The following is a 22,908-nucleotide window of genomic DNA, read 5'->3' as shown; positions in this document are numbered from 1 at the left end:
TCCCGATCCAGGAGATGACGCTCCCGGTCGCCCTCTCCGGCACCGACGTGATCGGCCAGGCCAAGACCGGCACCGGCAAGACGCTCGGTTTCGGGCTCCCCCTGCTGGAGTGCGTCACCGTCCCCGCGGACGTCGAGGCGGGGCGCGCCGCGCCCGACCGGCTCACCGACGCGCCGCAGGCCCTCGTCGTCGTGCCCACCCGCGAGCTGTGCACCCAGGTCACCAACGACCTGCTCACGGCGGGCAAGGTACGTAACGTGCGCGTCAGCGCCATCTACGGCGGCCGGGCCTACGAACCCCAGGTCGAGGCGCTCCGCAAGGGCGTGGACGTCGTCGTCGGCACCCCCGGGCGGCTGCTCGACCTGGCGGGCCAGAAGAAGCTCAACCTCGGCCACGTCAGGTGCCTGGTGCTCGACGAGGCCGACGAGATGCTGGATCTCGGCTTCCTGCCCGACGTCGAGAAGATCATTGACATGCTCCCGACGCGCCGACAGACGATGCTGTTCTCGGCCACCATGCCGGGCGCCGTCATCGGCCTCGCGCGCCGCTATATGTCGCAGCCCACGCACATCCGCGCGGCGGCCCCCGACGACACCGGCGCCACCGTGGCCAACACCGCGCAGTTCGTCTACCGCGCGCACTCCATGGACAAGCCGGAGATGGTCGCGCGCATCCTCCAGGCCGAGGGCCGCGGCCTCGCGATGATCTTCTGCCGCACCAAGCGGACCGCCGCCGACATCGCCGAACAGCTCCAGCGCCGCGGGTTCGCCGCGGGCGCGGTCCACGGCGACCTCGGGCAGGGCGCCCGCGAGCAGGCGCTGCGCGCCTTCCGCAACGGCAAGGTGGACGTCCTGGTCTGCACCGACGTCGCCGCCCGCGGCATCGACGTCGAGGGCGTCACCCATGTGATCAACTACCAGTCGCCCGAGGACGAGAAGACCTACCTCCACCGCATCGGCCGCACCGGCCGCGCCGGGGCGTCGGGCAACGCCGTCACCCTGGTGGACTGGGACGACATCCCGCGCTGGCAGCTCATCAACAAGGCGCTCGACCTGGCCTTCAGCGACCCGCCCGAGACGTACTCCACCTCCCCGCACTTCTTCGAGGAGCTGAAGATCCCCGAGGGCACCAAGGGCGTGCTCCCCCGCTCGGAGCGCACCCGCGCGGGTCTCGCGGCCGAGGAGGTCGAGGACCTGGGCGAGACCGGCGGCAGGGGGCCGCGCGGGCGCGCGAAGTCCGCGCCCGCCGAGCGCGAGCGCCCGGCGCGTACGCCAAGGCGCCGCCGCAGGACCCGCGGGGGCGCGCCGCTCGGCGACGTGCCCGAGGCCACGGCCGACGCCGACGCGGCACCCGCCGCGGACGCCGTCGCCGACGCGCCCGTCGCCACCGAGCAGCCGCGCACGGTACGGCGCCGTCGGCGCACCCGCGCAGGAGAGGCCGCCGCGGCGGCCTCCGCCACGGAGACGGGCGGGGAGCCGGCCGAGGCGGCACCCGCGCAGGACAAGCCGCGCCGCCGCCGCACCCGTAGGTCCCCCTCCACCGAGGGCTGACCAGGACGACCGTGGCCCGCCGCCCCAGGGCGGCGGGCCACGGCTCTGTCTCCGGAGGCTCCCGGGGCCCGGGGCTCCCGGCTTCCGGGCTTTCCCGTTTTCCGGTCCTCCGGGCTCACCGGTCTCCGTGCCTCCGTGCCTCCGTGCCTCCGTGCCTCCGTGCCTCCGTGCCTCCGTGCCTCCGAGCCTCCGAGCCTCCGAGCCTCCGAACAGCGGGTTTCCCGGGGCTTTCGCGTTTCTTCAGCGGATCGATCTCGAACGTCTGACCGATCTCAGCTCCCCCGCAAGGTGCCCCCGCTAGTCTCGGCCCCATGAGCCGCCCCCTGACCTTCGCGGTGCCGCCGGGCGCCGCGGCCCTGTCGCTGGCCACCCCCCGTGGCACTTTCGCCGCGATCGAGGCGCCCGCCGCCCCCGGTGCCACGCGCGGGAGCGCCCTGCTGCTGCCCGGCATCATGGGCAGCAAGGAGGACTTCACGGCGCTCCTCGCCCCCCTCGCGGCCCGTGGCTACCGCACGGTCGCGGTCGACGGACGGGGGCAGTACGAGTCCCGTGGGCCCGAGTCCGACGAGGGCCCGTACGCACAGGACGAGCTGGCTCGCGACGCCCTCGCCCAGGCGGCCGCCCTCGGTCCGGGGCCCGTACATCTGGTGGGTCACTCCTTCGGCGGCCTGGTGGCGCGCGCCGCGGCGCTGCTCGACCACCGGCCGCTGTGCTCGCTGACGCTGATGGCCTCGGGGCCCGCCGCGGTGGCGCCCTCCCAGCAGGAGCGGCTGCGGCTGCTGCTCGACGCCCTGCCGGTCATGGGCATGGCGCGGGTGTGGGAGCTGAAGCAGCAGCTCGAAGCCGCCGACTCGGCCGCCGGGGACGGCGCCGCGGGCATCGTGGAGCACGACGCCGAGGATCTGCGCCGCCGCTGGATGGCGGGCAGCCCGGCCGAGTTGCTCGCGGCGGCGCGCCAGCTCCGCGAGGAGCCCGACCGGGTCGCACAGCTCGCGGCCGTACCGCTGCCTGTCCATGTGCTGTCGGGCGAGCGTGACGACGCCTGGCCCGTGCCGCTGCTCGACGAGATGGCGCGGCGCCTCGGGGCGCGCAGGACGGTCGTGGCGGGCGCCGAGCACTCCCCCAACACCGACCGGCCCAAGGAGACCGCCGAGGCACTGGCGGACTTCTGGGACCTATGCGGTCACGCCCCGGCGGCAGGGGACTGACCGGAGGGCCGACGCGCGCGGCTCCGCAGAGCCCGCGCCCGCAGAACCGCGCCGTCCGCAACCGCCCCCGCAGAGCCGCCCCCTCTGAAACCACGCCCTCGAAACGCGCCGTCAGAACTGCGCCCGCAGATGCTCCCAGAAGCCGTCCCGCAGCGCCCGCCGCAGCTCCGACTGGCCGCGCAGCGAGTAGCGCAGCAGGCTCTCGGCCTCGACGAGCAGGTCCTGGTCGATGGAGCCGGGCAGATAAGGGTGCCCGGGCAGCAGCTCCTCCAGGCTGCTCCTGCCGCGCTCGGCCAGCCAGGTCGCCGCGATCCTGGCGCCGGTGAACCACACGTCCTCCCGGCTCGGCCGCGGCCCCGCGCCGCCCTCCGGCGGGGCCCCGGTGCGCCGGGTCACGTACGGCTTGAAGAAGTCCAGGTCGAGGGTGCGCTGGCTGTCGACCTCCCACAGCAGCGGCTCGGCCTGGTTGCGGCCCTCGGGGGCCTCGATGCCCCACAGGTGGACGCGGGCGCCGTAGCCCTGGGCGGCCTCGACGGCGGACACCAGGTCCTCGTCGCCGCCGAGGAGTGCGGCGTCACTGATCGCGCGGTGCCGGGCCAGGGACTCCAGATCGCCCCTGATCAGCGAGTCCACGCCCTTCTGCTGGTTGTTCGCGTTCAGATTGCCCAGGCGCACCTTCACGTCGGGCAGCCCGGCGATGGACTGCTGCTCCGCCGTGTGGATGCGGCGGCGCGCGCCGTCGTACCAGTAGACCCGCAGCAGCCTGCTGTCGGCGAAGACCGTACGGGCCCGGTCGATGAGGGCGTCGATCAGGCCCTCGGCGTCCAAGTCGAAGGAGCGCCGGTCCTCGGTGCCCGCGACGAGCCGTCCCGTGGCCGCGTAGAGGTATCCGGCGTCGACGAAGATCGCGTGGGTCGACGGGGTCTTCGCCACCTCCGCGAGCACCCGTTCCAGCAGGTCGTTCGTACGGTCGAGGCGCTCTCGCAGCACGGCCGCCTGGTCGGGTCGCGTGGTGTCGTCCATATCGGCCCCCATTCTCCGGTGGGTGACGGACCGGGCACAACCCGTGGAGAATCGCGTCAGTAATTACTGACTCTAAGAATTTTCCCTGCGCTCGGAATAGTTGCGTGGGACAATCCGTTGTACAGCGATGGAAGGCGGGGCACGCCGGTCACGCACTCCAGTTGCCGCACTGGACCGGGCGCGCCCTGATCCCGCACGGCAGCAGCCGCTCAGTACGCAGCCTCCGCACCCGATACGCAGTCGGGTGCGGATCAGTTCAGTTCTCCTTCAGGAGGATCACCAGACGAAGGGAGAAGCCTGTGCGCTTCGAGATCATGCGCCTGGACGACGCCGACGGTTCCGCCTTGGACAGCACCGTGGTGGACGCCGCCTCCGTCAACCGGATCGTGCAACAGGCCGCCGCCACCGGGCAGCGCTTGTACATCCGGCCCGCCGAATCTCCCGCCTCATAGCGCCTACGGCGCGACATCGGTTTCGGAAGCCCCCGTACGACACGCCGTACGGGGGCTCCGTCATGCCGTGGCGTGTCCCGGCACGGGGGCGGCGCCGGTGGCGCGGCGCGCCAGCTCCTCGTAGACGCCGGGGTCGGTGGTGTGCTCCCCGAGCACACAGGTCTTGCGGCTGCCGTGGTAGTCGCTCGACCCGGTGGCGAGCACGCCGAGGTCGGCCGCCATGGCGTGCAGCCGGGCGCGCGTCGCCTCGTCGTGGTCCATGTGGTCGGCCTCGATGCCGTCGAGGCCCGCGGCGGCCAGCTCGGCGATGACCTCGTCGGGCACGGTGTGGCCCCGGGTCGCGGCGGCGGGGTGCGCGAAGACGGTGACCCCGCCCGCGCCCTTGACCAGGCGGATCGCGTCGAACGGGTCCAGCTCGTGCTTGGGCGCGTACGCCCGGCCGCCGTCGGCGAGCCACTCCTCGGTGAACGCGTCGGAGACCGTCGCCACCACGCCTAGCTCGACCAGCGCGGAGGCGATATGCGGGCGGCCCACGGAGCCGTCGCCCGCGATCCGCTTCACCTGCTCCCAGGTCACCGGGACACCGAGGTCGGCCAGCTTGGCGATCATCGCGTGCGCGCGGGGCACCCGGTCGTCGCGCACCAGCTCGCGCTCGCGCAGCAGCTCGGGCTCCTCGGGGTCGAAGAGGTACGCCAGCATGTGCATGCTGACGCCGCCGACCTGGCAGGACAGCTCGGCGCCCGGCACCAGCGTCACCCCGCTCGGGAGCGCGGCGGCGGCCTCGGCGTGGCCGCGCGTGGTGTCGTGGTCGGTGAGCGCCACGACGTCGAGACCGCTCGCGGCGGCGTTGCGCACCAGTTCGGCGGGGGTGTCCGTACCGTCGGACGCGGTCGAGTGAGTGTGCAGGTCGATGCGCACGGCACGGCTCCCGGCTTGGACGGCGGACAGGCCCGGCCAGGATAGCGGTCGGGAAACCGGCCTGAAGCAGCCCCTCATGGCGCCCTCTTTCGGCCATACGCGCGTATGGCGCGTGTGCCCCTCAGACCCCGTGCTCCTCCGAGCCCCGCGTACGCGTCAGGGCCCCAGGACGCGGGGCGACAGGGCGCCGCAGGGCAGCAGGTCGACCTCGGCGCCGGCGTCCCGCAGATCGGTCAAAACCATGTCGTCGTACATGAGGAGCCCCGACTGCTCGGGCCAGATGACCGCCCACAGCCAGAGGCCGCACGCCTCGCCCGCGAAGACCGCGCGGTCGCCCGGGGCGCCCGCGACGTGCCACAGCGGCGTGGGGCGGCCCGCGGCGAGCACCTTCGTCTGCGGCGGCCGCTCCATGCTCAGGTGCGCGCCGGGGTCGGGGCCCTTGATGCCCGCGTAGCGCGCGCCGAGGCCGACGCCCAGCTCCTCCGCGACCAGGACGAGTTCGCCCGAGCCGCCCAGCGGTCCCGGGCCCGAGCACGCCACCGCGACGGCTCGCCCGCCGCTCCTGTCGTCCCCCGCCGAGGCCACCCCGGTGAACAGCCAGCCGACCGGCAGCGGCCAGGGCATCCACACCGGCACCTGCGCCCTGTGCACCACCACGCCGAGTCCTTCGACGCTGGGCGGGATCACGGGCTGCAACGGGTGCACCGCCCCGTGCGCGTCACACTGCCAGGAGTCCGAGAACAGTCCAGGAGCCCTGACCCGGCCACCGCACTTAGGGCAACTGGGTTCGCCCCTCATAAGGCCCAACGGTCCTCCCCGGCCGACGCCGCGTCAAGGACGATCACGCCACCGGCCGGTGCCGCCGTCAAGAGCGCATACCGGCGGTTACCGGACCGGGGCCAGGACCGTCAGTCCAGCCGCGCGGCGCCCCGCAGCGGGTCGCGCAGATCCGTCCCCTGGGCGAGCCACAGGTCCTGGAGCGCCGCCGGGCCGTGCACCCGCTTCCACGCGGCCTCGGCGGGCGTCATCGGCAGCAGCGGGAAGAAGCGCACGGGGTCGAGCGGGCCGCCGGGCTCCAGGTCGTCGACGAGGCCCCCAGGCTCGCCCACGAGCACGGAGGTGAACGGCGCGCCCTGCCACAGCGGCTCCCCCACGTCGAGCGAGCCGCCGGGGGCCACGACCACCCCCTCGACCTGCGGGGACGCCGCGAGCACGGCGAGGGGCCGCAGCACCTTCGCGGTGTCGGCGCGGCCCGCGCGCACCGAGAGCAGCAGTTCGGCGCGTGGCCCGCGCACCGGGTCGGCCAGCGTCGCGGCCGGGTCGCCCATGGGCCGCGCGGACATGCCCAGGGTCGCGTACCGCACCAGCGCACCGGAGCCGTCGGGCGCCTCGGACCTGAAGCGCAGCACCTCGACGCGGTCGGTGCCGAGGAAGGTCACGGCGGCGCGCGCGTCGGGCTCGCCGAGCGCCGACTTCAACCGGGCCTCCACCAGGGGCAGCACATCGACCATGCGGCGAGCATAGGCGGCTGTACGGGCGCGTGATGTGGCCGGGCGAAGTGGCACGGGGCGTCGGGAAAGAGCAAAGTGGGGCTTGACACCACGGGCGGCTGTTAAGATTGGCCGCTGGTCGGGGCAGGGCGCGGCAGAGTTGCCCGCCGCCCCTCAGCGGGTCCTCAGTGGCCCCGCGTACGTTGGACATCCCCCACGGGGGACCGGCCGGAGGAGGTGAGGCTGCGTGGATCGAAGTCGACCGTGCAGTATCACCCGCTCTTCCGGCCGCTGAGTTCCGTTCTCCCGCATTCTCCGGGAGCTGTCACTCCGCGTTCGCGTGCCGACGGTGTCGGCGTCCCACGCATCACGGAAGAGCGCTTCGTTTCAACCGGTCACGCTGAACCCAGGGTTCTGGGCGGTGTCCGGCGGCCCGGGTCGCTACCCGGTCCCGCTCGGCGTCCTCCCGCTTCCTGAACTCCGCACCCCGGTTCGCTCTGTGTCCGTTCCGCATCAGTGACGAAGCTGCCACCGCGATGGTGCGGTGCTCCCCGCTTTGTGGACGCGTCAAACCTCCGCGTTCAGAACGTCCTCATTCCGGGAAGTTCCAACCGTCGTCGGCGGCCTGCCGTGAAGGAGCCCGCCCATGTCGATGATCCGTGACCTCCGTGCCGCCGTAAGGCCGTCGCAGCGCAAGGAGCGCGCCTCGGCGCACGAGTACGACGCCACCCGGGACCCGCACGCCGTGTCGGCCGTCGTGGACTGCGCGGTCTACCAGGAGGGCCACCGCGTCGCCTGCCTCGACTCCACCTCCCTGACGCCGCACGAGGCGATGCTCCAGGTGCGCCGCGAGGGCGGCTTCGCCTGGATCGGGCTCCACGAGCCCACGGAGGCCGAGTTCGCCGGTATCGCGGCCGAGTTCGGGCTGCACCCGCTGGCCGTCGAGGACGCCGTCCACGCCCACCAGCGGCCCAAGCTGGAGCGGTACGACGACACCCTCTTCACCGTCTTCAAGACCATCCACTACACCGGCGACGAGCGGGACCCGGGCAGCGGGAGCGGGCAGATCGTGGAGAGCGGCGAGGTGATGTGCTTCACGGGCCGGGACTTCTTCATCACGGTGCGGCACGGCGGCCAGGGGTCGCTGCGCGCGCTGCGGCGCCGCCTCCAGGAGCAGCCGGAACTGCTCGCCAAGGGCCCCTCGTCGGTGCTCCACTCCATCGCCGACCACATCGTGGACAGCTATCTCGCCGTCGCCGACACCATGCAGGACGACATCGACGAGGTGGAGACCGAGGTGTTCTCGGCGCCCGGCAGGCGCGGCAGGGGCACGGCGCGCGGTGTCGACGCGAGTCGTATCTACCAACTCAAGCGGGAAGTGCTGGAGTTCAAGCGTGCGGTGGCGCCGCTCGCGCACCCGTTGCAGAAGCTCAGCGAGCGGCCGATGCGGCTGGTCGACCCCGACATCCAGAAGTACTTCCGGGACGTCGCCGACCATCTGACCCGCGTCCAGGAGCAGGTCATCGGCTTCGACGAGCTGCTGAACTCGATCCTCCAGGCGAACCTCGCCCAGGCGTCCGTCGCGCAGAACGAGGACATGCGCAAGATCACGTCCTGGGCGGCCATCATCGCGGTGCCGACGATGGTGTGCGGGGTGTACGGGATGAACTTCAAGCACATGCCGGAGACGCACTGGCGGTTCGGGTACCCGATGGTGCTCCTGGTCACCGTCGGCATCTGCCTGACGATCCACCGCGCGCTGAAGCGCAACGGCTGGCTCTAGCACGCGCGCACGCGTACCGGCCCCGCTGCCGCCAACGCGCGCGTACCGGCCGCGGCCGGGGTCAGTACGCTGCCTGGCATGACACAGGAACCGGCGGCGCTCGTCCTCGTGGCGGAGGCCGCCAAGAAGTCGGGGCTGGTGTGGGCGCGGGGCGGCGAGGGGCGCGAGCGGCCGCTGTGGCACGTCTGGCACGACGAGGCGGTCTGTGTGATCGGCGACGGTCCCGGCGAGCAGCCACTGACCGGGCTCCACGCGGGCGCGCCCGCCGAGGTCGTGATCCGCAGCAAGGACAAGGGCGGCAGGATCGTCGCGTTCACCGCCGCCGTGACGGAGCTGGTGCCCGGCACCGAAGCCTGGGACGCCGCCGCCGATGAGCTGCGCCGCACCCGGCTCAACACCCCGGACGCGGACGGCGTCGTCGCCCGCTGGGGCCGCGAGTGCCGGCTGCTGAGGCTGGCCCCGGGACAGGTGCACGGCGAGGCCCCCACGGGCTCGCTTGCGGCCCCGCCGCCGCACTCCCCCGCGGTGACCCGCGGCGCGCCCACGGGCCTCTTCGGGCGCCGCCGCAGGCGCCGCTGAGCCGCCGCCGGTGGCGGGCGGCGCCCGCGCGCGTCAGGACGAGGGCAGGTTCTTGCCGTAGTCGACGGTGTCGTCCTTCGGGGGCTGCTTCAGCGACAGCGGCTTGTCCCAGTCGGTGAACGTCAGCGAGCCCGCGTCGCCCGCGCGGGTCAGCAGCAGCGGATACGGCTTGCCTTCCAGGGAGACGTCGAGCGTGCCGCCGCCGCCCTTGTCGCCGTTGATCTCGATGCTCTTCACGCCGGACACGTCGCGGTGGTCGCCACGCTCCAGGGCGCCGTGCAGGGTGGCGAGCGAGTCGAGCAGCGAGTCCATGTCGGTGAAGCCACTGAGCTGCTCGTACGCCGGGTCGCCCTGGGGCACGCGCACGTACTTGCCGTCGAGCTTGTCCGCGGCCTCCGAGGAGTCGCCCTCCTTGGCCTCGCCCTCGCTGCCCCAGAAGTCGGCCCCGGCCTTGAGGAACAGCTCGTCGTCGATCCGCAGCAGGTGGAACGTGGCGCTCTTGGAGGTGACGGAGCCGGCGCCGCCGCCGTCCTTGAGCCGCATGTCCAGCTTGTAGGTGCCGCCCTTGCCCGCGAGGGAGCCGGAGAGGCGGACCGTGCGCGCGGCGCGCGCCGCCGCCCGCGTCTTGTTCTGGATGTCCGACGCCGACAGCTTCCCGACGCCGTTGGTGCCCGCGTCGGGGTCGCTTCCGCACCCGGAGAGGACGGCGCCCGCGAGTCCCGCGAAGACCACGCCGAGGAGCGCGGTGCGGCGGAGTCCTGCGGGGGCGATCTCGGTCACGGGCTTACTGCCTCTCGTACGAAAACTGCCGTGGGGCCCGCCGGAGGCCGGGGGGCGCGGGCGCGGCCCACGGCCTGGCCCCGGCGCGGCGCGCGGCGGGCGCCGCCGCGACGCGCACGGCGGCCGGGCGCCAGCGTACCGGTGCCCGGGGGCCGCTCCCGCGCGGGCGGCCCCGCCCGCGTACACGCGGGTGCGCCCGCACGTCGACCTCACGCGCGCGTGCGCCCCGCCGGTTCCACGCACGCGTGTACGGCCGTCGGCGCTTCGCGCGCGTGGGCCGCGCGCCACCGGCCGGGCGGCCCCGTCGCGCGCCATGCGCGCGGGTCGCGCACCGGGCACGACGCCGGGCCGGGCGCGCCCCCTGCGTCCCGCCCCGGCGCCCGGGGGACACTGCCGAGGCGTCGCGGAACGGTACGGGCTAGCCTGAACCCGGTTGCCGACGGACCCACCGGCGGGCCCACCAGCGGGGAAGGAGGCGCGGACATGGCGGCAGGCTTCCCCCGGATCTTCGTCTCGCACCTGTCGGGCATCGCGGTCTTCGATCCGAACGGCGACCAGGTGGGGCGGGTCCGCGACCTGGTGGCGATCCTGCGCCTCCAGGAGGGCCACACCGAGCGCACCCCGGAGGGCACCCGCTGGCGCACCGTCGCCGACCGGCCCCCGAGGGTCCTCGGGCTCGTCGTGGAACTCGGCACCCGCCGCCACGTCTTCCTGCCGATGACCCGGGTCACCGGGATCGAGTCCGGCCAGGTCCTGACCACGGGCGTGCTCAACGTGCGCCGTTTCGAACGGCGGCCGACGGAGCGGCTGGTCGTCGGCGAACTCCTCGACCGTCGGGTGCGCCTGGTCGAGACCGACGAGGAGGTCACCGTCCTGGACGTGTCGGTGCGGCAGTTGCCGACGCGCAGGGACTGGGAGATCGACAAGGTGTTCGTGCGCAAGGGGCCGCGCGGCGGCAGGTTCCGGCGCGGCAGGGGCGAGACGCTGACGGTGGAGTGGTCGGCGGTGACCGGCTTCGCGCTCGACGAGGAGGGCCAGGGCGCCGAGAACCTGCTGGCCACCTTCGAGCGGCTGCGCCCCGCCGACCTGGCGAACGTGCTGCACCACCTGTCGGCGAAGCGGCGGGCGGAGGTCGCCGCCGCCCTCGACGACGAACGGCTCGCGGACGTCCTGGAGGAGCTGCCAGAGGACGACCAGATCGAGATCCTCGGCAAGCTGAAGGACGAGCGGGCCGCGGACGTCCTTGAGGCCATGGACCCCGACGACGCGGCCGACCTGCTCGGCGAGCTGCCCGAGGACGAGAAGGAGCGGCTGCTCGCCCTGATGCGCCCCTCGGACGCGGCCGACGTACGGCGGCTGATGTCCTACGAGGAACGCACGGCGGGCGGTCTGATGACGACGGAGCCGGTGGTGCTGACGCCGGACGCGACGGTGGCGGACGCGCTCGCGCGGGTGCGCAACCCGGACCTCTCCCCCGCGCTGGCCGCGCAGGTCTACGTCTGCCGCCCGCCCGACGAGACCCCGACCGGCACCTACCTGGGCACGGTCCACTTCCAGCGGCTGCTGCGCGATCCCCCGTTCACCCTGGTGGGCTCGCTGCTCAGGGACGACCTCCAGGCGCTCGCGCCCGACACCGCGCTGCCCGACGTCGCCGGCTTCTTCGCGACGTACGACATGGTCGCGGCCCCGGTGGTGGACGACGGCGGCTCGCTCCTCGGCGCCGTGACCGTCGACGACGTCCTCGACCACCTGCTGCCGGAGGACTGGCGCGAGGCGGAGTTCGACCCCGAGCGTGAGGTGGGCGATGGTCTTCGACCGTGAGCGCGAGCGCGACCGCGAGCGGCTGCCCCGGGTCAGACTCGACCAGCCGCTCGCACCGCGCCGCCGGCTGCTGCCCGAGTACGACCCCGACGCGTTCGGGCGGCTCTCGGAGCGGATCGCGCGCTTCCTCGGGACCGGCCGGTTCATCGTCTGGATGACCGTCACCATCGTGGTGTGGGTGCTGTGGAACGTGTTCGCGCCCGAGGCGCTGCGCTTCGACCAGTACCCGTTCATCTTCCTGACGCTGGCGCTGTCCCTCCAGGCGTCGTACGCGGCGCCGCTGATCCTGCTCGCGCAGAACCGGCAGGACGACCGCGACCGGGTCAACCTGGAGCAGGACCGCAAGCAGAACGAGCGCTCCCTGGCCGACACCGAGTACCTGAGCCGGGAGGTCGCGGCGCTGCGCCTGGGGCTCGGCGAGGTGGCGACGCGTGACTGGATGCGGGACGAGCTGACGGAGCTGCTGCGGGAGCTGGAGCGGCGCGGCGCGGCGCCCCCGCCGAACGGGCAGGCCGGCGGGCGGCGGAACCGGTCGGGGGAGCCCTCCTCACCACGGGGCGGTTCGTCCGATACGTAGGCTTTTGTCCGATGGTGTTTCGGCGGAGGAACACGTTCGGGTTGCGGCGTTGTCCACAGCCGCCGGGTTGTCCACAGCCCTTTCGGGCAGCGCGGAGCACGGCCGTACTATCTGTGTATGGCTACGGAAGACGCGGTGCGCGAAGCACTGGCGACGGTGAACGACCCCGAGATCCACCGTCCCATCACCGATCTCGGCATGGTGAAGTCGGTGGAGATCGGGGACGGCGGCAGGGTCGCGGTGACCGTCTACCTGACCGTCTCCGGATGTCCGATGCGCGAGACGATCACCCAGAGCGTGACCGAGGCGGTCTCCCGGGTCGAGGGCGTCACCGGTGTCGACGTCAGCCTCGACGTGATGAGTGACGAACAGCGCCGCGAGCTGGCGACCTCGCTGCGCGGCGGGCAGGCGGAGCGCGAGGTGCCGTTCGCCAAGCCCGGCTCGCTCACCAGGGTGTACGCGGTCGCATCCGGCAAGGGCGGCGTCGGCAAGTCGTCCGTGACGGTCAATCTCGCGGCGTCGATGGCCGCCGACGGCCTGAAGGTCGGCGTGGTGGACGCCGACATCTACGGCCACAGCGTGCCCCGCATGCTGGGCGCCGACGGCCACCCCACCCAGGTGGAGAACATGATCATGCCGCCGTCGGCGAACGGCGTGAAGGTCATCTCCATCGGCATGTTCACCCCGGGCAACGCCCCGGTGGTCTGGCGCGGCCCGATGCTCCACCGCGCGCTCCAGCAGTTCCTCGCCGACGTCTACTGGGGCGACCTCGACGTCCTGCTGCTCGACCTGCCGCCCGGCACCGGCGACATCGCGATCTCCGTCGCCCAGCTCGTGCCCAACGCCGAGATCCTGGTGGTGACCACCCCCCAGCAGGCCGCGGCGGAGGTCGCCGAGCGCGCCGGGTCCATCGCGGTGCAGACCCACCAGCGGATCGTGGGCGTGGTGGAGAACATGTCGGGCCTGCCCTGCCCGCACTGCGGCGAGATGGTCGACGTCTTCGGCACCGGCGGCGGAAAGACGGTCGCCGAGGGCCTGACCAGGACGACCGGCGCGGAGGTCCCGGTGCTCGGCGCCATCCCGATCGACGTACGGCTGCGCGAGGGCGGCGACGAGGGCAAGCCGGTCGTCATCACGGACCCGGACTCCCCCGCGGGCGCGGCCCTGCGCGGCATCGCGGGCCAACTGGCGGGCCGCCAGCGCGGCCTCGCCGGCATGTCCCTGGGGATCACCCCGCGCAACAAGTTCTGAGCCCCGGGGCACGGGTCCCGGGGGCGGGCCTGCGGCCTGCGCGGTCCCGGGCCTTCGCCCGCCGGGCCGATGCGCCCGGCCGGCGCTTCCGCGGGGTGCCGCGGGTCAGGTGTACGTGGCGATGATGTCCCTGATGACGGAGAAGCCGAGGCCGTAGGCGCTCATCCCGCGCCCGTAGGCCCCGATGTGGGCGCCCTCGCGGGTGCTGCCCGCGAGCACCCAGCCGAACTCCGACTCGCGGTAGTGGAACGGCGTGGAGGCGCCGTCCACGGGCAGCGAAAGCTCGCTCCAGGGCTCGGCGCCGAGGTCGTCGGCGAGCACCCACGCGGTCTCGGTCTGCTGCTCCAGCCAGTCGTCGCGCAGCGCGTGGTCCATCTGGATGGGCCAGGTCACCGAGAGCAGCCCGACACCGGCGAGCCAGGCGGCCGAGGAGACCGAGGTGGCCTCCAGCAGCCCGGTGCCGTCCGCGCTGCGCCGCACGGGGCTGGCGGCGACCGTCACCACGACGGTGAAGCGCTCCTTGTCGTCGCCCTCCCTGGCCTCGTTGCGCACCGAGGGCTCGTCGCCGTGGCCGAGGGAGCCGTGTTCCACGGTGCCGTCGGCTCCCCTGCCGACGGTCATGAGTCTGCGTGGCCCCGTGAACGCCTCGTCGAGGCCGTACCAGGGGAAGGGTGCGGACAGAAATCCCTCGACCGGGCGCAGGGCCTTGGGGGCGTCCGAGTCGCCCTCCGTGGACGTCTCGCCGCCCACCTGACTTGTCGCTTCCATGTGCCCTGCCTCCTTGGCTCCGGCGGCTCCGAGCGGCCCGCCCCCCTCGGGCGTCCCTCACCTCGGCTCCGCACATCAACAAGGCAGGATAGCCACAGGGCTTCGCGTAACTCCGAAACCGCCCTGCTGGTGGGTCGCGGGGGACCCGCCATCGGCCTGAAACAACCGGGCCTGGGCGCAGACGAAACCCCCCGGTCAGGTGCCCGGGGGGTGCGGCGGGGTGCGCTCAGGTGGCGTCCATGTCGAACGGCGGATGGTCGGCCGCCGCCGGCTTCTTGGTCATGTCGATCTTCGTCGCGGTGCCGGTGCTGCCGGTGCCCTCGGCCGCGGGGGTGGAGTCGGCCTCGTAGTGGACCGACTCGGCCACGTCCTCGATTTCCTTGCGCAGGTCGAGGCTGCTGCGGATTTCCTTCAGGCCGAGGTCGTCGTTGTCCAACTGTTTGCGGATGAACGTCTTGGGATTCAGGTCCTCGAATTCGAAGTCCTTGAACTCCGGGCCCAGCTCGCTGCGGATGTCCTGCTTGGCGCTCTCCGAGAACTCCCGGATCTTGCGGATCGTGCGGGCCACGTCCTGGATCACCTTCGGCAGCTTGTCGGGCCCGAAGACGATGACGGCGAGGACCACGAGTGTGACCAGCTCAAGTGGGCCTATGTCGTTGAACACCTAGCAGCTCCTCGCGATGTCCTCGGCCGCGCGGCGAGCCCTTACCGGCTCGTCCGCGCAGGTCTTCCGTCGTCAGGACCGCATCCACGGTACCCGGCGGCCCGCCGAAACCGATACCTTCCAGGGCCCGCGGTGGCCGTACCGGCACGGGTTTTGCTTTTAGTTTCCTTTTGCCTCTCCAAGGACAAGCGTGACTTTTTCCTTCTTGCCGTTGCCGCCGTGACGCCGCAGCGTGAGCGCGAGGTGGTCACCCGGGCGGTGGGAGCGGATCTTGACGATCAGTTCGTCACCCGAGTGCACGGGCTTGCCGTCCACCTCGGTGATGACGTCACCGGCGACGATGCCCGCCTTGTCGCCCGGGCCTCCCCTGGTCACCGCGGGGTCCCCGTTCTGGCCCTCCTCGGCGACCTTGGCGCCGTCGCCGAGGTACTGGTTGTCGAGAGTGACCCCGATCACGGGGTGGGAGGCCGTCCCGGTGTCGATCAGTTCCGTGGCGATCCGCTTGGCCTGGTTGATGGGGATCGCGAAGCCGAGCCCTATCGAGCCGCCCTGCTCGCCCTCGGACTCGTCACCGCCGCCGCCGGAGCGGATGGCGCTGTTGATCCCGATCACACGGGCCTTCTCATCCACCAGCGGTCCGCCCGAATTGCCCGGGTTTATGGGGGCGTCGGTCTGGATGGCGTCGACATAGCTGACGTCGCTGTCGTCCTCGCTCTCCCCGCCGGCCGTGATGGGCCGCTCCTTGGCGGAGACGATGCCGGAGGTCACCGTGCCCGGCAGGTCGAACGGGGACCCTATGGCGACGACGGGGTCGCCGACCGCGATGCCGTCGGAGTCGCCGAGGGTCAGCGGCTTGACGTCCGACACCCCGGAGACCTTGACCACGGCGAGGTCGTAGCCGCTGTCGTGGCCCACGACGGTGCCCTTGGCGGTCCTGCCGTCGCTGAAGGTGACGGAGATCTCACCACTGGAGACCGCGGGCTGTATCACGTGATTGTTGGTCAGGATGCGGCCCTGGCCGTCGAGGACGAACCCGGTGCCGGTGTCCTGCTCCTCCGCGCCCTTCACATGGAGCGTCACCACGCTGGGCAGCGCCGTCTTGGCAATCTTGGCAACGCTGTCCGGGGGCATCTCCCGGGCGCCGTCGGAGAGCGCGGGAAGGTCGACGTCGGTGTCGGCGCCGTGCCGCTCTGCATAGGTGCCGACGACCCCGCCGAGCCCGCCCGCGACCAGCGCGACCACGACGAAGAGCACGGTGACGAGCCCGCGCCGCCCCTCCCTGCGGCGCAGCGCGGGCGGTACGGCGCCGTTCTGGTGGAACGGCGCGGCCCAGGGATCGGCGGCCCAGCCGCCGGTTCCGCCCGGGGGCGGCATGAAACTGCCGTGCGGCGGGATGCCGGGCGGCGGGCCCTGCGGGGGCACGCCCCATCCCGGCGGGGCCGCGGGGGCCGCAGGCCGGCCCGGGTGCCCCTGGTAGCCGGGCGGCGGCACGGCGTCGTACGGCGCCGCGGGCGGCGGCGGACCCGCGAGGGTGGCCCCGGTCGTGGGGTAGGGCCCGGGGGTCTGCTGCTGGTACGGGGCGCCGGGCGGCGGGGCGAGAGGCGTACCGGCGGGCGGGGCGAAGCCTTGGGCGTTGCCTGGGTACGGGGCGCCGGGGGCCTGGGCGCCGGGGAACGGCGTGCCTGGGGCGGGGGTGCCCGGGAGCGTCGGTCCGGGCTCGGGGGCGGGCGGCACGACCGGCGGCGTCAGCCCCGTCTCGGCGGCGGGCGGCGCCATTCCGGCGGCGGGCGTGCCCGCGGGCGGGGTGTAGCCAGGGGCGGTGGTACCGCCGGGTGGCGTGTAGCCGGGGGCGGTGGTACCGGTGGGCGGTGTGTAACCGGGAGCGGCGGTACCGCCCGGTGGCGTATAGCCGGGAGCGGCTGTGCCACCGGGCGGTGTGTAGCCGGGCGTGGGGGTGCCGGGGAGTGGGGTGCCGGGGGCCGGTGTTCCACCGGGGGGTGTCAGCTCCGGCGGGGGTGCCATCGCGGGCAGGGTGGTGCCGCCGGGCGGGGTCGTGCCTCCGGGACCCGGGGGCGGCGGGACACGGGTGCCGTGCGGGGGCGTCACGCTCGGGTGCTGGACCGGGGGCGCGGGGGCCCAGGGGCCTGGCTCGCCGTAGGGCGGGGTGCCGTAGGGGTCGGGGTCGTGGAGCGGCTTGGGTTTGCCGGTGCCGGACGCGGGCGTCCCGGCCGGGTCAGCTCCCGCGGGGGCGGTGTCCTGAGGTACGGAGTCCTGGGGTACGGCGTCCGCGGGGGCCGCATCGGTGGGTACGGCGCCGGTGGCGGGGGTTCCCGCGGCGGCGGGGGGCGCATCGGCCGGTGCTGGGACGGCGTCCGCGGGTGTGGCCGTGTGCTGCGCCGCGTCGTTCGGGGCGGCGTCGTAGGGCCCCGTGGCCGCCCGCTCGGCCGCGTCCGCGGGGGCGGTGTCCGCGGGGCGCTGTGCCTCGCCCCCGGCCGGGGCGCTGTTGTGCGCCGCGGCTCCGCCCGTGTCGGCGGGTTCCGTGGAGCGGTTCTTCTCGCCGGGACCCATCGCCTCGTCCATGCTCTCCCCACACCTCGTCCGCGGTGATCACCACGATGCGAGCGTCCGTGCCGCGCCCCGCGCCTTGGCGGGCTCCATGGCCCGCCAAGGAGATTCAATCAGGTTTGCGAACGGCCCCGGGGGACGAGGTCAGTGGATCGGCTGGGCCGAACTGCTCGGGCTCGGCGCCGCCGTGCTCCCTGCCCGGCCGCTTCCCGCTCCGTCGGCGGGGCCCGAGGCGAGTTGCCGTACCGCCGCGGGCAGGGCGTATATCAGCGGGTCGAGCGCCCCGGCGTCGGCGGGGGCCGGGGCCGTCAGCGCGTTCAACTGCTGCGAAGGGGCGGGCCCCGGCACCAGCGGCGCCGACGCCTCCACCCGGGACTGCGGGGTGGCGAGGGGGCCGCCGCCGCGGCCCTTGGTGACGGGCGCTCCGCCGCGGCGCCGCCCCGTCTCGGCGGCGGTGCTGACGGTGGCGCCCGGGGCGCGCACCGGCGTCACATTGCTCCCTGAACCGCCCGAGTCGCCCGCCAGGGTCGGGGCGCCCGCGGTGACACCGCCGAGCGCGATGGCCGCGAGGGACACCGCTCCGGCCGCGGCGAAGGCGAACCTGCGCCCGCGCGAGGCGGAGCGGTCGCTCTCGCCCCTGCCCACCTCGTGGATGCGGAAGCCGCCGTCGTCACCGGGCAGCGCGGGGGTGGTGGGGCGGGGCGCGAGGCTGAACGGGGAGTCCCGGAAGCCGTGGCCGCCGCCGAACGGCTCGTCGTCGTCACCGCCGCAGGCGGCCAGGCCCTGGAGGCGGGCGAGGAAGCTCTCCGTCGGGGGCGGCGGCGCCGCCTCCGCGAACACGCTCTTCAGCCGCCGCTGGGCGTCCGCCTCCGCCTTGCACCTGGCACAGGTCGCCAGATGGGCGAGGACCCGCTCGCGGGCGTCATGGCTCAGCTCCCCGTCGACGAGGGCGGCGAGCCGGTCGCCCAAGTGCTGTTCCGCGGGGGTCGGTCGTGATCCGCTCACGCGCTCGCGCCCCCTCCCCCCAGCACGGGCACGGCCCGGAAGCCGGGGGACGACGCACCGCGCCGCTGCTCCGCCCGCGCCTCGGGGGAGCGGTGCTGGAGCGCCTTGCGGAGCTGGGAACGGCCGCGGTGGATACGGCTGCGCACCGTGCCCAGCTTCACTCCGAGGGTGGCGGCGATCTCCTCGTACGACAGGCCCTCGATGTCGCAGAGCACGACGGCGGCGCGGAACTCCGGCGCGAGTGTGTCGAGCGCCTGCTGGACGTCGGCGTCGAAGTGGGTGTCCTGGAAGACCTGCTGCGGCGAGGGCTCCCTGCTGGGCAGCCGCTCGGCCGCGTCCTCACCGAGGGCGTCGAAGCGGATGCGCTGCTTGCGGCGGACCATGTCGAGGAAGAGGTTCGTGGTGATCCGGTGCAGCCAGCCCTCGAAGGTGCCCGGGGTGTAGGTGGACAGCGAGCGGAAGACACGGACGAAGACCTCCTGGGTGAGGTCCTCCGCGTCGTGCTGGTTGCCCGTGAGGCGATAGGCGAGGCGGTAGACCCTGCCGCTGTGCGTGGCGACGATCTCCTCCCAGGTGGGAGGCGTCCACGACTGCGAGTCCGCATCGGCGGCAAAGGTCGCGGTCTCAGCGGAGTCAGCGGTGTTGGTCACGGATTTCGGCTCACCCGACGGTCTGAGCAGACGCCTCAGCATTCCGCCCCGGTCTTCGGGCTCGGCCGCACCTCCCCTGTCAGCTCTGGTGGTGTCCAGTGGAGCCCCTACCATAGCCACCTCGCCCGTTAGCTCCGGATAAGCGTTTTTACTCGAATTTGGGGCGGGCCCGGGGCCGCGCGTCGCAGGGCGCCCGCCGTCCGGACGATCCTCTCGGTCCATTCGCGCTCCCCCGCGCCCCTTCGTGTGTCCGTCCATCCGCCGTCCTCGTCCCTGCCCCCTTGAGCGGTCCCCGCGCGCGGACCCCGTGGTCCGGGGCGCGATTCTCTTCACCGCTCGCCCACCCGACATTTACTTGAACGCATGGTCCGACCCGCGGGTTCCCGGCGCGGGCGGATACAGTCACGGCCAGGCACCTACGGGGACGGGAGAAGGTCATTAGCGGCAACCGGCTGACGAGCTGGGCGTTCGCCGACGCCTTTGTCGCCGAGGAGGACGCGGTGCGCTGGGCCAGGGACCGGGCCCGGGAATCGGGTCTGCGCTCGGTGTCGCCGGGCACGGGCGCCGCGCTGCGGATGCTCGCCGCCACGGCCGGGGCGAAGGCGGTCGCCGAGATCGGCACCGGTACCGGGGTCTCCGGCATCCACCTGCTGCGCGGAATGCGCCCCGACGGGGTGCTGACGACCGTCGACCCGGAGCCGGAGCGCCAGCAGTTGGCCAGGCAGGCGTTCCGTATCGCGGGTTTCGCCGCCAACCGGGCCCGTATCATCGTGGGCCGGGCGCTGGATGTGCTGCCCCGGCTCGCGGATTCCGGTTACGACCTGGTGTTCTGCGACGGGGACCGGATGGAGTGTCTCGACTGTCTAGCTGAATCGTTGCGCCTGCTGCGGCCCGGCGGCCTGGTCTGCTTCGAGGGCGTCTTCGCCGGGGGCCGCACGGTGGACTCGGGCCCCCAGCCCGCCGAGGTGCTGCGGCTGCGTGAGCTGGTGCGCACGGTGCGCGAGAGCCCCGACCTGGTGCCGACGCTGCTGCCGGTGGGCGACGGGCTGCTCTGCGCGGTCAAGCGCTGACGGACGGTATTGAAAGACGGCCCGCGGGGTACGGACGGCCTCACCCGGGGGGAGTTCGGTGCGCCGCGGCCGGGTGCGTCCGTGCAATCCCGCGCGGGCGGAGGGGCAATGCTGGGGCGCCTGCGGCCCGCCCAGGGGACGGGGACGGCGGTCCGCCGTCCATGCCCAGCCCGGCGGCGGCCGGTCGGGCCGGGTGCGGGCGGCCCCTGACAGGCCGGTGCCCCGGCGGTCAGGGCCGGGGCACCGCAGGCTGGTTCGGGCGGATGCCGCGATCAGCCGACGACCTTCTTGAGCGCATCGCCGAGGGCATCGGCCTCGTCCGGGGTCAGCTCGACGACAAGCCGACCGCCGCCTTCGAGCGGAACGCGCATGACGATGCCCCGCCCCTCCTTGGTCACCTCGAGCGGGCCGTCGCCCGTCCGCGGCTTCATGGCCGCCATGCTCGTTCCCCTTCCTGAAACCAGCTCATTCCAGCCGACGGCCCCTTGAGGGCGCGCGCAGCCCAATCCAGGGCAGGCGTCACCGGCATCGAACACATTGCTTCTTGGCCATTATCCCGCATCTCAGGACCCGATGACCAACATCGGGCGGCATCGCTTGGGCAACGCCCTTCCGCAAAACCACTCAATTCGGGGATGTGGCTGCGATACTGCTGCGTTCTCGGCAGTCACCCCCCGTGGAAATTCTTTGACGCAGGTCACACCTCGCGGTCTCGGCGGCGGCGCCCCGCTGGGCCATGCTGTGCCGCACGGTGCAGTCACGAGAGGGGATGCGTCATGGCGGACACGGTGCTCTACGAGGTGGACGGCGGCCTCGCCACCATCACCCTGAACCGGCCCGGGGCGATGAACGCCGTCAACAACGAGGCGAAGTCCGCCCTGCGGGACGCGGTCCTCGACGCGGCCGGCGACAACTCCATCCGGGCGGTGCTGCTGACGGCGGCCGGGGACCGCGCATTCTGCGTCGGACAGGATCTCAAGGAGCACATCGGATTGCTGAGCGAGGCGCGCGCCTCGGAATCCGGTAACGCGATGAGCACGGTCGGCGAGCACTACAACCCCATTGTTCGCGCTCTGGCCGAAATGCCGAAGCCGGTGGTGGCGGGAATCAACGGCGTGGCGGCGGGCGCGGGCCTGGGGTTCGCGCTCGCCTGCGACTACCGGGTGATGGCCGACACGGCGACGTTCACCACCGCGTTCGCCGGGGTGGGCCTCAGCGCCGACTCCGGTCTCTCCTGGACGCTGCCGCGGTTCGTGGGCCCCGGTACGGCCGCCGAGCTGCTGCTCTTTCCCCGGTCCCACACCGCGGACGAGGCGCGGGCGATGGGCGTGGTGAACCGGGTGGTGCCCGCGGCGCGGCTCGCGGAGACCGCGAGGTCGGTGGCGCGGGAACTGGCCGAGGGCCCGACGCTCGCGTACGCCTCGCTGAAGGAGTCGCTCGCGTACGCCCTCGACCACTCCCTTGAGGAGACCCTGGCCAAGGAGGCGGAGTTGCAGACCAGGGCGGGCGCGTCGGAGGACCATGCGACGGCGGTGCGGGCGTTCACGGAGAAGACCCGGCCGCGCTTCCAGGGCCGCTGAACCCGCGCGGGACCGCTGAACCGCGCGGGTGCCCGGGGGCCGGGGCGCCGCCCGTGCCCGCTCCCCCGGCCGCCCGGCGTCACGAGCGCCGCGCCACGCAGCCCGCGAGATGGTCGTCGACCAGGCCGCACGCCTGCATCAGCGCGTACGCCGTCGTGGGCCCGACGAAGCGCAGGCCGCGCTTCTTCAGGGCCTTCGACAGCGCGGTCGACTCGTCGGTGACGGCCGGTACGTCCCCCAGCTCCTTGGGGGCCGGTCTGGTGGCGGGGTCGGGGGCGTGGGACCAGATCAGGGTGTCCAGCTCGCCCGGTGGCCAGTCGGCGAGCACTTTCGCGTTGGCCACGGTGGCGGCGATCTTGGCGCGGTTGCGGATGATGCCGGCGTCGGCGAGCAGGCGCTTCTCGTCGTCCTCGGTGAAGGCGGCGACCTCGGCGACCCGGAACCCGGCGAACGCGGCGCGGAAGCCCTCGCGGCGGCGCAGGATCGTGATCCACGAGAGCCCGGACTGGAACGCCTCAAGGCTCAGCCGCTCGTAGAGCGCGTCGTCACCGTGGACCGGGCGGCCCCACTCCTTGTCGTGGTACGCGACGTAGTCCTCGGTGGACAGGGCCCAGGGGCAGCGCAGGGCGCCGTCGGGGCCTGCCACGACGCCGCTCATCGGGGGTCCCCGGGGGCGAAACCAGAGCCCTGGCCGGGCGGTGGGGCCATGGCGCGGGCGCCCGCAAGCGCGGACTCCAGATCGGCGATACGCGCGTCACGCTCGGCCAGCTCCGCACTGAGCCTACCGAGCGCGTCGTCCACGTCGGCCATGCGGTAGCCGCGCACCGCGAGGGGGAAGCGCACCGTCTCCACATCCGCGCTGACCACCGGGCGGTCCTGCGGCAGCGGGTCGACGAGCCGCTCGGGCGCGGCGTCGGGCAGGGCCGCGGTGTCACCCCCGCCGACGGCGGCGAGCGTGACCGCGCCCACGACCACCACGAGGGCGACGACCAGGAACAAGAACAACACCATGTGTACGGGCCCCCAGGCTCGGTTGCCGAGAACGATGCCGACCCCGCCGCCGGGCACACGACCGGCGGCAACGTCAGGCTCCGATCGTGCCATGCCGCACTGACAGTTAGGGTCTCAGGCGGTTGGACAGCGAGGACGGGCACGCCGCAACCCGGTGCCGGTC

Annotated in this window: 23 protein-coding genes; 10 read left to right on the top strand and 13 right to left on the bottom strand. The window is 73.4% G+C overall.

Annotation, left to right across the window (positions count from 1 at the left end; all coding sequences use genetic code 11):
* Positions 1-14 precede the first annotated feature (14 nt).
* Positions 15-1,550, top strand: a complete 1,536-nt coding sequence (locus ACIBIW_RS13640) for a DEAD/DEAH box helicase (RefSeq protein WP_399335410.1) — start codon at positions 15-17, stop codon at positions 1,548-1,550.
* Positions 1,551-1,861: 311 nt separating this feature from the next.
* A complete protein-coding gene (locus ACIBIW_RS13635) occupies positions 1,862-2,758 on the top strand; it encodes an alpha/beta fold hydrolase (RefSeq protein WP_399335408.1) in 897 nt (298 codons plus the stop codon).
* A gap of 111 nt (positions 2,759-2,869) precedes the next feature.
* On the opposite strand, the gene ACIBIW_RS13630 is transcribed toward ACIBIW_RS13635, so the two are convergent.
* The gene (locus tag ACIBIW_RS13630) at positions 2,870-3,781 is read right to left on the bottom strand and encodes an NYN domain-containing protein (RefSeq protein WP_399335406.1); all 912 of its coding nucleotides are present in this window, start codon (positions 3,779-3,781) and stop codon (positions 2,870-2,872) included.
* Positions 3,782-4,080: 299 nt separating this feature from the next.
* Here ACIBIW_RS13630 and ACIBIW_RS13625 point away from each other — a divergent pair, with 299 nt between their 5' ends.
* A complete protein-coding gene (locus ACIBIW_RS13625) occupies positions 4,081-4,233 on the top strand; it encodes a hypothetical protein (protein WP_399335404.1) in 153 nt (50 codons plus the stop codon).
* A gap of 60 nt (positions 4,234-4,293) precedes the next feature.
* Here ACIBIW_RS13625 and ACIBIW_RS13620 read toward each other — a convergent pair whose 3' ends face one another.
* The 3 genes from ACIBIW_RS13620 to ACIBIW_RS13610 form a co-directional block, all read right to left on the bottom strand.
* Positions 4,294-5,151, bottom strand: a complete 858-nt coding sequence (locus ACIBIW_RS13620) for a PHP domain-containing protein (protein ID WP_399335402.1) — start codon at positions 5,149-5,151, stop codon at positions 4,294-4,296.
* Positions 5,152-5,307: 156 nt separating this feature from the next.
* A complete protein-coding gene (locus ACIBIW_RS13615) occupies positions 5,308-5,949 on the bottom strand; it encodes a DUF6758 family protein (protein ID WP_399335400.1) in 642 nt (213 codons plus the stop codon).
* Between the two features lie 110 nt (positions 5,950-6,059).
* The gene (locus tag ACIBIW_RS13610; protein ID WP_399335398.1) at positions 6,060-6,662 is read right to left on the bottom strand and encodes a suppressor of fused domain protein; all 603 of its coding nucleotides are present in this window, start codon (positions 6,660-6,662) and stop codon (positions 6,060-6,062) included.
* A gap of 625 nt (positions 6,663-7,287) precedes the next feature.
* On the opposite strand from ACIBIW_RS13610, the gene ACIBIW_RS13605 reads away from it, so the two are divergent.
* Together ACIBIW_RS13605 and ACIBIW_RS13600 are read left to right on the top strand one after the other, a co-directional pair.
* On the top strand, positions 7,288-8,424 hold the full coding sequence (locus ACIBIW_RS13605) for a magnesium and cobalt transport protein CorA (protein ID WP_399335396.1): 1,137 nt from the start codon (positions 7,288-7,290) through the stop codon (positions 8,422-8,424).
* Between the two features lie 78 nt (positions 8,425-8,502).
* Positions 8,503-9,003 (top strand): hypothetical protein, encoded by a 501-nt coding sequence (locus tag ACIBIW_RS13600; protein ID WP_399335395.1) that lies wholly within the window; start codon positions 8,503-8,505, stop codon positions 9,001-9,003.
* 33 nt (positions 9,004-9,036) lie between these two features.
* Here the strand turns inward: ACIBIW_RS13600 and ACIBIW_RS13595 are convergent, their stop codons facing one another.
* Positions 9,037-9,783, bottom strand: a complete 747-nt coding sequence (locus tag ACIBIW_RS13595) for a hypothetical protein (protein WP_399335393.1) — start codon at positions 9,781-9,783, stop codon at positions 9,037-9,039.
* A gap of 483 nt (positions 9,784-10,266) precedes the next feature.
* On the opposite strand from ACIBIW_RS13595, the gene ACIBIW_RS13590 reads away from it, so the two are divergent.
* From ACIBIW_RS13590 to ACIBIW_RS13580, 3 genes are all read left to right on the top strand, one after another.
* A complete protein-coding gene (locus ACIBIW_RS13590; protein ID WP_399335391.1) occupies positions 10,267-11,604 on the top strand; it encodes a magnesium transporter MgtE N-terminal domain-containing protein in 1,338 nt (445 codons plus the stop codon).
* Complete coding sequence (locus ACIBIW_RS13585; protein ID WP_399335390.1) at positions 11,588-12,181, top strand: DUF1003 domain-containing protein; 594 nt, start codon at positions 11,588-11,590, stop codon at positions 12,179-12,181. Before ACIBIW_RS13590 ends, ACIBIW_RS13585 begins: the two co-directional genes overlap by 17 nt.
* A gap of 117 nt (positions 12,182-12,298) precedes the next feature.
* On the top strand, positions 12,299-13,432 hold the full coding sequence (locus ACIBIW_RS13580; RefSeq protein ID WP_399335388.1) for an Mrp/NBP35 family ATP-binding protein: 1,134 nt from the start codon (positions 12,299-12,301) through the stop codon (positions 13,430-13,432).
* Between the two features lie 105 nt (positions 13,433-13,537).
* Here the strand turns inward: ACIBIW_RS13580 and ACIBIW_RS13575 are convergent, their stop codons facing one another.
* The 5 genes from ACIBIW_RS13575 to sigE form a co-directional block, all read right to left on the bottom strand.
* The gene (locus ACIBIW_RS13575) at positions 13,538-14,200 is read right to left on the bottom strand and encodes a hypothetical protein (protein WP_399335386.1); all 663 of its coding nucleotides are present in this window, start codon (positions 14,198-14,200) and stop codon (positions 13,538-13,540) included.
* A 226-nt stretch (positions 14,201-14,426) separates the two neighbouring features.
* A complete protein-coding gene (locus tag ACIBIW_RS13570) occupies positions 14,427-14,864 on the bottom strand; it encodes a sec-independent translocase (protein WP_399335384.1) in 438 nt (145 codons plus the stop codon).
* 159 nt (positions 14,865-15,023) lie between these two features.
* Positions 15,024-17,444 carry a trypsin-like peptidase domain-containing protein gene (locus ACIBIW_RS13565; protein ID WP_399335382.1) on the bottom strand — a complete coding sequence of 807 codons (2,421 nt, stop codon included), beginning with the start codon at positions 17,442-17,444 and terminating at the stop codon, positions 15,024-15,026.
* Between the two features lie 129 nt (positions 17,445-17,573).
* On the bottom strand, positions 17,574-18,434 hold the full coding sequence (locus ACIBIW_RS13560) for an anti-sigma factor family protein (RefSeq protein WP_399335380.1): 861 nt from the start codon (positions 18,432-18,434) through the stop codon (positions 17,574-17,576).
* On the bottom strand, positions 18,431-19,126 hold the full coding sequence (sigE, locus tag ACIBIW_RS13555) for an RNA polymerase sigma factor SigE (protein ID WP_399335378.1): 696 nt from the start codon (positions 19,124-19,126) through the stop codon (positions 18,431-18,433). Before sigE ends, ACIBIW_RS13560 begins: the two co-directional genes overlap by 4 nt.
* 395 nt (positions 19,127-19,521) lie before the next feature.
* Here sigE and ACIBIW_RS13550 point away from each other — a divergent pair, with 395 nt between their 5' ends.
* The gene (locus ACIBIW_RS13550) at positions 19,522-20,154 is read left to right on the top strand and encodes an O-methyltransferase (RefSeq protein WP_399335849.1); all 633 of its coding nucleotides are present in this window, start codon (positions 19,522-19,524) and stop codon (positions 20,152-20,154) included.
* Between the two features lie 272 nt (positions 20,155-20,426).
* Here the strand turns inward: ACIBIW_RS13550 and ACIBIW_RS13545 are convergent, their stop codons facing one another.
* Entirely contained in the window at positions 20,427-20,594 is a 168-nt protein-coding gene (locus ACIBIW_RS13545) for a DUF3117 domain-containing protein (RefSeq protein ID WP_003966491.1), read from the bottom strand.
* Between the two features lie 336 nt (positions 20,595-20,930).
* On the opposite strand from ACIBIW_RS13545, the gene ACIBIW_RS13540 reads away from it, so the two are divergent.
* Entirely contained in the window at positions 20,931-21,734 is an 804-nt protein-coding gene (locus ACIBIW_RS13540) for an enoyl-CoA hydratase/isomerase family protein (protein ID WP_399335376.1), read from the top strand.
* A 79-nt stretch (positions 21,735-21,813) separates the two neighbouring features.
* On the opposite strand, the gene ACIBIW_RS13535 is transcribed toward ACIBIW_RS13540, so the two are convergent.
* Both ACIBIW_RS13535 and ACIBIW_RS13530 read right to left on the bottom strand, forming a co-directional pair.
* Positions 21,814-22,392: a DNA-3-methyladenine glycosylase I gene (locus ACIBIW_RS13535; protein WP_399335374.1), complete on the bottom strand. Its 579-nt coding sequence runs from the start codon at positions 22,390-22,392 to the stop codon at positions 21,814-21,816.
* Positions 22,389-22,745 carry a DivIVA domain-containing protein gene (locus ACIBIW_RS13530; protein WP_399335372.1) on the bottom strand — a complete coding sequence of 119 codons (357 nt, stop codon included), beginning with the start codon at positions 22,743-22,745 and terminating at the stop codon, positions 22,389-22,391. The genes ACIBIW_RS13535 and ACIBIW_RS13530 overlap by 4 nt, the downstream gene beginning before the upstream one ends.
* Between the last annotated feature and the right edge of the window lie 163 nt (positions 22,746-22,908).

The organism is Streptomyces sp. NPDC050560 (assembly GCF_044457285.1).
In the GTDB taxonomy this organism is placed as follows: Bacteria; Actinomycetota; Actinomycetes; order Streptomycetales; family Streptomycetaceae; genus Streptomyces.
The sequence above is the reverse complement of the archived record's forward strand: the minus strand, read 5'-3'. Positions and strand labels throughout refer to the sequence as shown.